Source organism: Pseudarthrobacter sp. PvP004 (assembly GCF_017876035.1).
GTDB lineage: Bacteria > Actinomycetota > Actinomycetes > Actinomycetales > Micrococcaceae > Arthrobacter > Arthrobacter aurescens_A.
Genome location: NZ_JAGINL010000001.1, coordinates 4,598,863 through 4,611,189 on the forward strand (window position 1 = coordinate 4,598,863; position 12,327 = coordinate 4,611,189).

Genomic DNA, 12,327 nt, shown 5'->3' on the forward strand with positions numbered 1-12,327 from the left:
GCTTATGACGCAACCGACCGCAGAACATGTAGGCCTCCTGCTCCGCGACGCCCGCGGCGAAAAAGGCTGGACGCAGGGGCAGTTGGCTACTGAGCTCGGCACCAGCCAGAGCGCAATCGCCCGGATGGAACAGGGCAAACAAAACCTGAGCCTCCGGATGATCGAGCGCCTCGAAGCCATTTTCGGCCGCTCAATAGTCAAGGTCGGTAAGCCCCAAATGACACACCTCCGCGTGGAGGGCGGCCGGACCCTCTCCGGCGAAGTTGATGTCAACAGCAGCAAGAACGCCGGTGTCGCGCTCCTGTGTGCGAGCCTGATCAACCGTGGAACCACCACGCTGCGCCGACTTGCACGGATTGAGGAAGTCAACAGGATCGTTGAGGTCCTGACGTCCATTGGCATGGAATGCACGTGGCTCAACGGAAGCGACCTCCGTCTGCGCCGCCCGGACGTCCTGGATCTCGAGTCCATGGACGTGGACGCCGCCCGGCGTACCCGCAGCGTCATCATGCTGCTCGGGCCGCTCTTGGACGAAACCAGCGAATACCTGCTGCCCTACGCGGGTGGCTGCGATCTCGGAACGCGCACGGTGGAGCCGCACATGCAGGCTCTTCGCCAGTTCGGCCTTGAAGTGGAGGCGAAGTCCGGCTTCTACTCCGTGACTGCGCCTCCCGCTGATGGGCACGACCGGTCCTTCGTCCTGACCGAACGCGGCGACACCGTCACTGAGAATGCCATCATGGCCGCTGCTCACCGTGAAGGCACCACCATCATCCGCAATGCCAGCCCCAATTACATGGTGCAGGATCTCTGCTTCTACCTGCAGGGCCTGGGCGTGGACATTGACGGCGTCGGAACCACCACGCTGAAGATCACCGGACGCTCAGCCATTGATGTTGACATCGAGTACTTCCCGTCCGAAGACCCCATCGAGGCGATGAGCCTCATCACTGCGGGAATCGTGACCAACTCCGAGGTCACCATCCGCAGGGTTCCCATCGAGTTCATGGAAATTGAACTCGCCACCCTGGAACAGATGGGCCAGAACCTCGAGATTTCCGGCGAATACATGGCACGCAACGGACGTACCCGGCTGGTGGACGTAACAACCAAGCCATCCGAGCTGCGTGCCCCGCAGGACAAGATCCACCCGATGCCGTTCCCGGGCCTGAACATCGACAACCTGCCCTTCTTTGCAGTGATTGCAGGCAACGCCGAGGGCCAGACCATGATCCACGACTGGGTCTATGAGAACCGTGCCATTTACTTGACGGAGCTCAACAAGCTGGGCGCCCAGGTGCAGCTGCTGGATCCGCACCGGATCTACGTCAACGGGCCCACCAAGTGGCGTGCTGCGGAAATCGGCTGCCCGCCCGCCCTGCGTCCCGCGGCCTGCCTGCTCCTGGCAATGTTGGCTGCCCGGGGAACCTCCGAGCTCCGCAACATCTACGTGATCGAGCGCGGCTATGAGGACCTCGCCGAGCGCCTGAACACCATCGGCGCGAAGATCGAGTACTTCCAGGACTGACGATTGCGCCTCGTGCGGGATCTCTTGCGCACCCTTTCGCGCCGGACGCGCCCTTAGGTGCTTTTCGGCGCACCCGTTTCCGCCATCCGCGCCAGGTAACTCTGGTGCAGATGGCGGGAAGGGGTGCGAATCGTCGAGGACAGCACCGCAGCCCTGTCTTCGTTCGGCCTCCTGACGCAGAATGGAGCATGCGGACTTTCGGGGTTGAGGAAGAGCTGCTCATCGTCGATCCTGTGACGGGCGAGCCCCTCGCCCTCGCGGACGCGTTGCTGGCAGGCCAGGATGAACCCACGTCTGGCCTCAGCCACGAACTCAAGCTGGAGCAGATCGAAACCCAAACCCGCCCGTGCCACAGCTACGGGGAGCTCCTGCAGCAGATCCGCCGCGGACGGGCCATGGCCAACCAGGCCGCCCGTCAGCACGGAGCACGGGTAGCTGCGATCGCCACGTCTCCACTGGCCTCCAACACCCACACCACCCCGGACCCCCGGTATGCCGCGATGTTGGATCGCTTCGGCATCATTGCCACAGAGCAGCTGACGTGCGGATTCCACGTGCACACCTCGGTGGAGTCGCCCGAGGAAGGGGTGGTGGTGCTGGACCACATCCGGGACAAGCTCGCAGTCCTGACGGCCCTCACCGCCAATTCGCCTTACTGGCGGGGGCTTCCCACGGGTTTCGACAGCTACCGCACCCAGGCCTGGAACCGCTGGCCCACATCCGGCCCTTCATCCGTATTTGGTTCGCTGACTGCCTATCGACGCATCGTGAAGCGTCTTTTGGAAACGCGCGTGATCATGGACGAAGGCATGATCTACTTCGACGCACGCATCTCCCGTAACCACCCCACCGTGGAGGTCCGCGTCGCCGATGTCTGCCTCCGGGCCGAGGACGCCGCACTGATGGCCGTGCTGGTGCGGGCTTTGGTAGAGACTGCTTCCTTGGAAATGCTCGACGGCGTCGAACCCACCGCGGTGCCAACGGCCCTCCTGCGAATGGCGAGCTGGCAGGCCAGCAATTCGGGTTTGCGCGGAGACCTCCTGGACTTCGGAGACTTCCTACCGCAACCAGCAGCGGATGTCGTGTGGGCGCTGGTTGACTATCTGAGCCCCGTACTGGACGACCAAGGTGAGTTGGAGCTCGTCAAAGCAGGGATTTCGGACGTACTGGACCGGGGCAACGGCGCCCACGAGCAACGGGAAACCGCGGTGCGCTACAACAAAAGGCAGCACGACGGTCAAACCCAGCCGGGGAGTCCGCCCACCAACGAAGCCTTGGCCGCCGTCGTCGGGCATGCTGCGAAGGTGACTGTGCGCGGTGCTGCCGCCGATGCTCATAAGGATCCGGCGCCCATGCTGACCCGGGTCAGGCGACCTTAGGCCTCGCGTTCTTCCGGCTGCTCCCACGCGATCAGGTAAGCGCCCGCGAGTCCCTCAACCAGGTAGAAAGCGAACGGCGGAATGTCCTTCTTGGCCACGAGGATGGCGCCGTAGATGGGCGCGGAGGCCGCAGCCGTAACCCCGATCCATCGTTTGACAGGCAAGGATAGAAGGCTCCCGCCGAGCGCGGCCAACGCCACAACATGCAGCCCGGAATAGGCCAGGAACGGCGCGTTGGATCCACGGCGGTAGGCGAAGCCCTCAATATCGGAAGCCCGCCGGGCAAGACTGGAAACGAAGAGCGGGGCGCCGGCAAGCAGTGCGGCTGCAGCGCCATAAGCCCATTTCTTCGCCTTCCTGTGTGAGGTGCCCGAGTCCGGAATGGAACGGGCGAAGGCTGCGAATCCCACAGGCACTGCAACTGTTCCTGCCGCGGTAAGGTGCTGCCCCGTGATCCAGCCGCGTTGGCCGGCTTGCAGCATGCGGAGGCGCTCGGCGTCGTCTGGGGTGATGTAGACGCGTGAGACCGGCGAGATTCCGACGAACCACACCACCGTGCCGGCAACAATTACTGCTCCGGCACGGCGATACGGATGGTTCCCGCTCATGGCAGCAAGGTTAGACCTGTTTGAGGGCCTTCTCCAGATCCAAGATAAGGTCGCCCACATCTTCAAGTCCCACGGACAGTCGCACCACACCATCAGAAAGCCCGATGGCCGCGCGGCCCTCCGGCCCCATGGCCCGGTGGGTGGTGGTTGCCGGATGCGTGATGAGGGACTTGGAGTCGCCCAGGTTGTTGGAAATGTCGATCACGCTGAGGCCATCAAGCAACGCAAAGGCTGCCTCCTTGGCTGAACGACCGGCTGAAGGCGAGAGTTCAAACGTCAGCACCGTACCGCCGGCCTTCATCTGCTTCGCGGCGAGCTGGTACTGGGGGTGCGACTTCAGCAGCGGGTACTTGACCCAGCTGATGGCAGGCTGCTGCTCCAACCACTCGGCGATCTTCAAAGCGGACGCGGAGCTGTGGTTCACGCGCAGCCCGATGGTCTCCAAGCCCTTGGTCAACACCCAGGCGTTGAACGCGGACAGCGAAGGACCGGTGTGCCGCATAAGCTGCTTGACCGGGCCGTCGATGAATTCCTTGGTGCCCAGGATTGCGCCGCCAAGGACGCGCCCTTGGCCGTCGATGTGTTTGGTGCCGGAATAGACGATCACGTCGGCGCCCAGCTCACCGCAGCGTTGCAGCAGCGGAGTGGCAAAGACATTGTCGACCACGACAGTCGCCCCGGCGGCATGCGCCAGTTCGCTGACTGCAGCGATATCGACGATCTCCTGCATCGGGTTGGACGGCGACTCGAAGAACACCGCGGTGGTGGGTTCGGAGAGGGCTTCACGCCACTGCTCCAGATCCGGGCCGTCCACGAATACCGTCTCCACGCCCCAGCGCGGCAGGATCTCATTGAGGATCACGAAGCAGGAGCCAAACAGGGAGCGGGCGGCAACCACGCGGTCGCCGGCAGCCAGCAGGGCACCCAAAGCGGTGAAGACAGCGGACATGCCGGACGCCGTCGCAAAGCACGCTTCGGTTCCTTCAAGCAGCCGCAGCCGCTCCTGGAACGTGGCCACGGAGGGGTTGCCGTAGCGGGAGTAGACGAAGCGTTCGTCCTCACCGGTGAAGGCTCGCTCTGCGGCGGCTGCGGACTCGTAAACGAACCCGGAGTTCAGGAAAACGGGCTCGGACGTTTCCTGGAAATTGGTACGGTCAAGGCCACCGCGGACGGCTTGGGTGTCAGGGCTCCAGCCAGCGGCGTCGGGATTGAAAGTCACTTACTCGGTCCCCAAATTCGTCGGCAGGCCACGGTTCTTCCACCCGTTAACGGTGCGTTCGCCGTAGCGGTCCGGTTCGCCTTCAAAGCCCTCAAGGACGTTGTAGGCAGTGAAGCCGGCCTGGGTTGCGGCGATTGCGGCCGAGATGGAGCGCTGGCCGGAACGGCACAGGAACACCAGCTCAACGCCGTCGTCTTCGGGTGCCTGCTGCTGCAGATCCTCGATGAAACGGGAGTTGGGAATGCCGCCGGCCAAATTCCACTGGATGAACAGGGGGTCGTTCTCGGTGGCTTTGGTATCGGGGATGCCGATGTGGGCCCATTCGCCCTCGGTGCGGACGTCCACCAGGATGGCGCCCTCTTGAAGCTTGGCCCACGCGTCCTGCGGGGTCAGATCACCTGCGTAGCTCATGCGTGGCCCTCAAATGCTGCTTCGTCGTCGTAGTTTTCCAGCTGATCGACGGCGTTGGCTACCGCAGCATCCGCACTGGCGATCGCGGCAGGGAGGACAACGGCTTGGGCAACGATCACGTCGGTGCCGTTGAACGTGGCGGCCGGGCTGCCATGGAGCACGTAACCTTCTGCGAGCGAGTTGTGGATGCGCTCGCAAAAATCACGGGTATCCGGGCCTGTAATCAGGCGGTAGGAGAGTTTTTCTTCAGTGGGTTCAGGCATTGCTGGTGCTCCTCAGTCACGCTTGCAGTACGAGTTGTCGATACGCCGAGTAGTCACCTGAGGCACCCCGCCGGAGAGAGGGTTGCCGACCAGCAAGTCAGGGCTTTGCGCTGGTGCTCATTACTCAAGAAAAACGTAACATCCACGGGCATCGGGCCGCACTTGCGGGCTGTTGCGGGGCCGTCATGTTGCGTAATCGGCGGCTCATCCCTTATTCGTTTTTCAGCGCACGCACTGCCGCGCCCACCGTTGGGAAGAAGTGGTCGGGCGTAAAGCGGGCCGCTGTGCCCAAATGGATCAACTTGTCTTTCACAGGTCCCTTCAGTTCGGCGAACACCAGGTCCACGCCTTTGCTTGCCAGCCATTCATCCAAAGTGACGAGGTCGTCCAGCGCCGTAGTGTCGATCCCGGTGATGGGCTCCGCGGCGAGGATGACGTGGGTAATGGCATCTGTTGTCTCATCCGGTGCCTCGTCAAGTTGCTCCCGGACAAAGGCCGCCAGTACCTGCCCATTACCGAAGAACAGCGGCGCATCGAAGCGGAGGATGAGAAGTCCCGGGATGCGTTCACCATCGGGGTGCCGCTCAAGGTCGTGATAGCCAGGGAGCCCTTCTTCAGCACCGAGTTCTGTCCGGTACGGATCCCAGGCCCTCCGCACGAAGTCCAAAAGCGCCAACGCAATGGCCACCACGATTCCCTGCAGTACCCCAACGGTGAGGACGCCCAGGAACGCGGCCAGCATCACCACAGATTCGCTGCGGCTCAGGCTGAGGAGCCGCTTCACGCCGGCCGGGTCCGCGAGGGCAATGGCTGCGGCGATGACGACGGCGGCCAACGTTGCGGAGGGCAGGTACTCGGTCACTCCGGGAGCCAGCAGCATGAAGGCCAGCACCAGCACGGAACCCACCACGCCGGTCATCTGGGATTTGGCACCAGCATCCACGGCCACCGGGGTTCTGGAGGTACTGCCGGAGATCGGGAATCCGCCCAGCAGTCCGGTGGCCGCGTTGGCTGCCCCGAGCGCCGCCATTTCCCTGTTTCCCGAGACCTTCTTCCCTTCCTTGGCCGCCAATGTTTGGGATAGGACGCCGGTGTCCGCGAAGGCCATGAGGGCGATCCCTGCCGCAGCGGGAAGCAGCGTGAGAGCATCAGCCCAGCCGATGCCCCCGAGTGCGGGCATCGGGAGGCCCTGCGGCAGGACTCCGGTGACCTTCACGTCGTCGTTCAGGCCCCAAACCGCCGTAACAACGCAAGAGCCGACCACCGCCAGCAGGACGCCGGGTACCTTCCACTTCAGCAGCCGCGGGATCCAAATGAGGGCAAGGGAACCGCTACCCAGCAGCAGGGCGGTGACATTGACGCCACCGCCGAGCACCCCGGTGGTGACCTTCGCGAGCTTCTCCCAGATGTCGCCGTCGGCCTCTATCCCGAAGAACGCCGGTAGCTGCGACAACAGCACCAGTAACGCAATTCCGTTCAGGTATCCGAGCCGGATGGGTTTGGACAGCAGGCCGGTAATGGTTCCCAGTTTCAGGGCAGAACCGGCCAGCATGATCACCCCGATCAGCACAGCCAACAGCCCGGCCAATGCCACCGATTTTTCGCTGCTGCCAGCTGCCAGCGGCACAATGGCGGCGGCGATCATGGGGGCTAGGGCTGAGTCGGGTCCGAGGACCAGGATGCGGGAAGGCCCCACAATGGCGTAAACCAGCAACGGGACCACCGTTGCGTACAGTCCGGTGACGGGAGGAAGGCCGGCCGCCTGCGCATAGGCCATGCCGGCTGGCACCAGTAAGGCGAACAACGCAGCGCCCGCCACGATGTCATGCCGCAGCCATTCGCGCTTGTATCCCTTGAGCGCCCAGACGCCCGAAAGCCGGTCCTTGGCGGAGGTGCGGGTGGGTGAACTCATACAGCGATCATTCCCGACCCATGCTGTTTGCGGAACAAGGAGCCCGCCGTATGTGGAAAATTCGAACGCTCATGAGTCCCACCCAAATGTGACGCCCCGGGAGCATAATTGACGCAGTACGACCCCCTGTAACTTCGCATGAAATCAGGTCGCGGTGAACGGACAGAGCAGTTCTACACTCAAGCCCATGCTGCACTTTGGATGGTTTGTGGGCCACGGTTTCGGAGTCCAAGGCTGGGGCACTCCTGGTTACGGCTTGGGCTACGACTGGAAGAAACCCGCCCTGTACCAGGAAGCCGTGCGCGCTTTTGAGCGATCCGGGCTGGACCTGTTCATCATCGAGGATTCCCTCACTGTTCCGGACACGTATGGCGGTACGGCTGAGGTCTCATTGGCCCACGCGTCTTTCGCGCCCAAGCATGATCCGTTGGCGCTGGTTCCGTACCTTCTCTCCGCCACGGAGCACCTGGGGATCGTGCCCACGGTCAGCGCTTCCTTCTACCCTCCCTTCACCGCCGCCAGGCTTCTGGCCACGCTGCAGCACTTCTCGGAAGGCCAGCTTGGCTGGAACGTGGTTACCTCCGGCAGTGATCTCGCAGCGCAGAATTACGGGCTGGATCAGCAGATCGAACACGACCTCCGCTACGAGAAAGCGGAGGAATTCGTTGACGTCGTCAGGCGGCTTTGGCGCAGTTGGGAACCTGCTGCTGTGCTTGAGGATGTTGAGGCGGGAGTGTTCGCAGACCACAGCAAAGTGCACCCGATCAACCATGAGGGCGACTTCTTCAAGGTCCGGGGACCGCTGAACACGGCGCCCTTGCCGGAAGAACCCGTGCTGGTGCAGGCCGGTGCCTCTCCCCGGGGCAAGGCATTCGCAGGCGGCCATGCTGACGTGGCCATTGCCCTGGCGCGGGGCGTTGACGGGATGAAGTCCTACCGGGATTCGATCCGCGCCGAAGCCGCCAAGGCGGGGAGGAACCCCGACGACGTCAAGGTACTTTTCGTCCTGAAACCCACGGTTGTTGGTTCCAGAGCCGAGGCAGAGGAGCTGCGGGCGCAGCGGCGGGAACTCACCCAGCGAGACATCGACAGCCAGCTCAACTCAATTTCCTACCTCTCCGTCATCGACTTCAAGCAGTTCGACCTCGACGCCCCGCTTCCCGAGCTGAGCACCAACAGCAACCAAGGCACGCTGGAACACTTCGCCAAGGCAGCCCCTCCGGGTTCCACGCTGCGCCAAATCCTCCAGGCACGCAGCGGCGGAGCAGGCGACTCGATCATCGGCACGGTAGGCGAAATCGCTGACTATCTAGAGGAAACAGGCTCGGCCGTAGGTGGCGACGGATTTCTTTTCTCCGGCTTTGTGGACCCAGTGACCGTGCACGGTGTACTGGACAAGCTCACCCCGGAACTGCGGCGGCGCGGCCTGTTGAGGAAGAGTTACGGCAACGGTGGATTCCGGCAGAACCTCCTGGACTTCTGATGGTCTCCCATGAAACGCCAACCCTCCTGATCGGAACGGCTCCGGTGCGCCCCGCGGACGTGGCGCTGGCGGCTGAAGATCCGACGTTTCATGTGAAACTCAACCCAGATGCGTTGTCCTTGATAGGCCGCTCGCGGGAAATCGTGGAGTCGACCGCCGCCTCCGGCCAGCGGGTCTATGGACTTAACACCTTGCTCGGTTCCGGCCGCGACACCGCTGTGGAGGAGAAGTCGCTTCTGGCCTATCAAGTCCAGGTGGTCAGGTACCACAACAGCGGAGTGGGTTCGTCTTTGGACCGCGCCGCTGCCCGCGCCGTGATCCTCACCCGGCTTATCGGATTCAGCCGCGGCGGTTCAGGTGTGCGACCGGAAACTGCAGTGTTCTATGCGGAACTGCTCAACCGCGGCGTCTTTCCCGCCATCCCGCGCGAAGGCTCGGTGGGTTCATCGGACCTGACCCAGCTTGCCGCCGTCGCCGCCGTTGCCATCGGTGAAGGTGAAGCATTCGACGCGGACGGCACGCTGGTCCCCGGCGCCAAGGCGCTCGCCGACGCCGGCCTCCAGCCCCTTGTCCTCGCCCCGGGGGAGGCCCTGGCCTTGGTGAGTGCCAACGCGTATTCGGTGGGCGTTGGAACCCTCGCATTGCTGCGGCTGCAGCACTTGGCCGAGCTGGCCGACGTCGCGCTTTCCCTCTCGCTGGAGACGATCGCAAGGTACGACGGCGGCGGGAACCTCAGCCCGTTTTCGCCGGCAATCCAGGCGGCCAAGGCGGTGGACGGGCAGCGGGACTCGGCTGCTGCTGTGCGTCGCCTGCTGAGCGGCGGGTGGTTGGAAGATGTTCGTCCGGAGGTGTCGGTGCAGGACGCGTTGTCGTTCCGGGCCGCACCGCAGACGCACGGGGCCTTCCGATCGCTTGTTGGGCAGCTTGCTTCGGCCTTGGACGTGGAGCTGAACGGCCGTGGGGATAATCCCCTGGTTGATGTCGAATCCGGGCACATGGTGTCCGGCGGGAACTTCCAGCCCATGCAGCTGGCCCTCGCCTTTGAGGGGCTGCGGCTGGCCTTAGCGCACGTCGGCATTTCCAGTGAACGGCGCATCGCCAAGTTGTATCCGCCGCAACGAGCTATTCGGGCACGCCACTTGCAGGCTGCGGCCTCCGGGGAATCGGACCTTGCACAGGAGGAACTTCCCGGGCTGCTCTGGTACTCCGCCGCCGGACTGCTGGCCGAGCTCAAGGCCCTTGCTGCCCCGGCGACGCTCGGCGCACCAACCCTCTCGGCCGACGTCGAAGACCATTCAACGCTGGCACCGCTCGCGTTGCAGCAACTCGAAAAATCGTTGGACGCAGCGGAGAAGCTCTTGGTGATCGAAGCGCTGACGGCGTCGTACCTGCTGCTCGAAGCGGGAGCCGCGCAACCGCTCGGGAAGGGTACCGGCGCCGTCGTGGGCCGCTTGGCTGACGTGCTGGCCGACCGGCCATCGGCGCCCGACTTGGTTGAACGGGCGCGGACTGAGCTGCGGGATGCCGTTGGCCGGGAATTTTCTGAGGAAGGAGAGAAGACGTGGTGAGTACAGCGATTCGCAAACATGGTGTTCACGCGGCTTCCGGGCCTCCGGACGGATTGGACGATTCGGTCCTGGAGAGGGTCGGAAACACGCCACTGGTTAAGTTGGAGTCGCTGAGCCGTGGGCTGGGCAGCACCATCCACATCAAGCTCGAGTCCGAAAACCCCGGCGGCTCCATCAAGGACCGGACAGCTCTGAGCATGGTTCGGGCGGCTGAGAAATCCGGGGAACTGAAGCCCGGCGCCACAATTGTGGAAAGTACGTCTGGCAATACCGGGATTGGGCTGGCCCTCATTGGGCACCTGACAGGCCACCCAGTGGTGGTGGTAACAGGCGACACCATCTCCGAGGAGAAGCTCGCCGCGCTGCACAACTATGGTGCCCGCGTGATCTTGACCGACTGGAACGCGCCATCCGAGTCGCCTGAGAACGCCCGCGCAGTAGCTGCGCGGATAACCGCTGAGACACCCGGCGCGTGGCGGCCCATGCAGTTCGACAATCCAGCCAATCCCGCCGCGCACTACCAAACCACCGGCCCGGAAATTTGGGAACAGACAGGTGGCCTGGTGACCCACTTCGTAGCGGGCATCGGTACCGGCGGGACCATCAGCGGGAACGGCCGGTTCTTGAAGGAACGCGTGGCAGCCGCGCGGCCCGGCGGGCACGTGGAAGTTGTTGGCGCCGACCCCTACGGTTCTGCCTACAGCGGCGGCCATCCCGGCGAGATCCTGGTGGACGGCGTGGGCAACTCCTGGCCCGAGGCTGAATGGCCCAAGGCCTTCGACCGCACCATCGTGGACCGCTTCCTGCGCATTCCCAACGACGAGGTCTACACCACCGTCCACCGGCTGCTCGATGAAGAAGGGCTCGCGCTGGGTCCGTCCTCCGGGCTCGCTGTGGCCGCGGCCGTCCGGGTGGCGCGGGCCGCACCCCACGGTTCGCTGGTGGTTGCCATAGCGCCCGACGCCGGCACCAACTACCTGAGCAAGGCTTTCAACCCGGTGTGGCTGGCGGAGCACGGCATCCGGCTCGCCGCGGACACACCGGCCGCCCGCGACGCCCGCGAGTAGAACCCTCTCTCATGTCCCTCGGGTTTGGGGTGCACCCTCTCTCACGTCCCTCGGGTTTCTTCCATGTGGGCTGCTAGCATCTGAAGTTCCGAACGGCACCTGCCGTAGCGAAATTGGGGGTTTTTTGTTTTCTTTTGTTGGGATTCTCTACTCCGTGGTGACGGTGGCCGTCGCCGCTTTGGTGATTTACGCCTTGGTGCTCGCCATCATTTTCTTGCGCCTCCGTATTCGGGAACTGAAGCGGGGACAGGAACCCCCGTTGCGCTAGGCTCCAAATATGCCCGAACAGGAAACAAAACCCCGTCTGGCCGGCTACCTGGACAAGCAACAGCCGGATCTTTACGCAACTTTGAGCCACTATTCCCAGCAGCTCGTAGATGAAGCTGACCGACTTGGCATCCCGCGCCGCACTCTTGAGCTCATCAACTACCTGTGCTCGCAGATCAACGGCTGTGCCTTTTGCCTGGACCTCCACCATCGTCGTGCCCTGAAATATGGGGAAACGGAGCAGCGGCTGTCCTTGGTTGCTGTCTATAAAGAAGTGCAACTCTTCGAGCCCGCGGAAGTGGTGGCCATGGAGATCGCCGAGCAGATCACCCGTATGAGTACCTCGCGGCCAAGCCCTGAGCTTTTCGAGCAAGCACGGCAGCACTACAGCGACGAGCAGATCAGCGTGCTTTGCATGGCGGCTATCGGGATCAATGCCTTCAATCGCCTTTCAATCTTGAGCGAGCACCCCGTGCGGGTCGCCAAGAAGTAGTTCCGCAGCCCACGGCGTCCTGACCCTCTTTCACACCAGATCAGCCCTTGGGCAACCACAACAGGTTGCCCAAGGGCTGATGTGCTTCTCAACAAGGTCAGGAAGCCGCCGCCGTAAGCGTTGGCAGGC

12 protein-coding genes and 1 riboswitch are annotated in these 12,327 nt (G+C 63.4%); of the genes, 7 read left to right on the forward strand and 5 right to left on the reverse strand.

The features are described from left to right. The first annotated feature begins 4 nt into the window (after positions 1-4). Together J3A64_RS21000 and J3A64_RS21005 are read left to right on the forward strand one after the other, a co-directional pair. Positions 5-1,528, forward strand: coding sequence for a UDP-N-acetylglucosamine 1-carboxyvinyltransferase (locus tag J3A64_RS21000; protein WP_014922934.1), 1,524 nt, complete (start codon positions 5-7; stop codon positions 1,526-1,528). 188 nt (positions 1,529-1,716) lie between these two features. Further along, entirely contained in the window at positions 1,717-2,907 is a 1,191-nt protein-coding gene (locus tag J3A64_RS21005) for a glutamate--cysteine ligase (RefSeq protein WP_210065723.1), read from the forward strand. Here J3A64_RS21005 and J3A64_RS21010 read toward each other — a convergent pair. From J3A64_RS21010 to J3A64_RS21030, 5 genes are all read right to left on the reverse strand, one after another. Next, positions 2,904-3,515, reverse strand: a complete 612-nt coding sequence (locus tag J3A64_RS21010) for a hypothetical protein (protein ID WP_011776278.1) — start codon at positions 3,513-3,515, stop codon at positions 2,904-2,906. The two genes, J3A64_RS21005 and J3A64_RS21010, sit on opposite strands and share 4 nt — an antisense overlap. 10 nt (positions 3,516-3,525) lie before the next feature. After that, positions 3,526-4,734, reverse strand: coding sequence for an O-succinylhomoserine sulfhydrylase (locus tag J3A64_RS21015; protein WP_011776277.1), 1,209 nt, complete (start codon positions 4,732-4,734; stop codon positions 3,526-3,528). Further along, positions 4,735-5,145 (reverse strand): rhodanese-like domain-containing protein, encoded by a 411-nt coding sequence (locus J3A64_RS21020; protein ID WP_011776276.1) that lies wholly within the window; start codon positions 5,143-5,145, stop codon positions 4,735-4,737. Further along, positions 5,142-5,408: a DUF1737 domain-containing protein gene (locus J3A64_RS21025; protein WP_210065725.1), complete on the reverse strand. Its 267-nt coding sequence runs from the start codon at positions 5,406-5,408 to the stop codon at positions 5,142-5,144. Before J3A64_RS21025 ends, J3A64_RS21020 begins: the two co-directional genes overlap by 4 nt. Positions 5,409-5,421: 13 nt before the next feature. Beyond that, a riboswitch (SAM riboswitch) is annotated at positions 5,422-5,533 on the reverse strand. 86 nt (positions 5,534-5,619) lie between these two features. Continuing rightward, entirely contained in the window at positions 5,620-7,320 is a 1,701-nt protein-coding gene (locus J3A64_RS21030) for a SulP family inorganic anion transporter (protein WP_210065727.1), read from the reverse strand. A 154-nt stretch (positions 7,321-7,474) separates the two neighbouring features. On the opposite strand from J3A64_RS21030, the gene J3A64_RS21035 reads away from it, so the two are divergent. The 5 genes from J3A64_RS21035 to J3A64_RS21055 all read left to right on the forward strand — a co-directional run bounded on the left by J3A64_RS21035 (position 7,475) and on the right by J3A64_RS21055 (position 12,198). Beyond that, the gene (locus J3A64_RS21035) at positions 7,475-8,803 is read left to right on the forward strand and encodes an NtaA/DmoA family FMN-dependent monooxygenase (protein WP_210065729.1); all 1,329 of its coding nucleotides are present in this window, start codon (positions 7,475-7,477) and stop codon (positions 8,801-8,803) included. Next, positions 8,803-10,371, forward strand: a complete 1,569-nt coding sequence (locus J3A64_RS21040) for an aromatic amino acid ammonia-lyase (RefSeq protein WP_014922929.1) — start codon at positions 8,803-8,805, stop codon at positions 10,369-10,371. The genes J3A64_RS21035 and J3A64_RS21040 overlap by 1 nt, the downstream gene beginning before the upstream one ends. Next, positions 10,365-11,438, forward strand: a complete 1,074-nt coding sequence (locus J3A64_RS21045; protein WP_011776271.1) for a PLP-dependent cysteine synthase family protein — start codon at positions 10,365-10,367, stop codon at positions 11,436-11,438. The genes J3A64_RS21040 and J3A64_RS21045 overlap by 7 nt, the downstream gene beginning before the upstream one ends. A 124-nt stretch (positions 11,439-11,562) precedes the next feature. Continuing rightward, positions 11,563-11,706: a hypothetical protein gene (locus J3A64_RS21050; RefSeq protein WP_011776270.1), complete on the forward strand. Its 144-nt coding sequence runs from the start codon at positions 11,563-11,565 to the stop codon at positions 11,704-11,706. Positions 11,707-11,715: 9 nt separating this feature from the next. After that, a complete protein-coding gene (locus J3A64_RS21055; RefSeq protein WP_011776269.1) occupies positions 11,716-12,198 on the forward strand; it encodes a carboxymuconolactone decarboxylase family protein in 483 nt (160 codons plus the stop codon). The last annotated feature ends 129 nt before the right edge of the window (positions 12,199-12,327 follow it).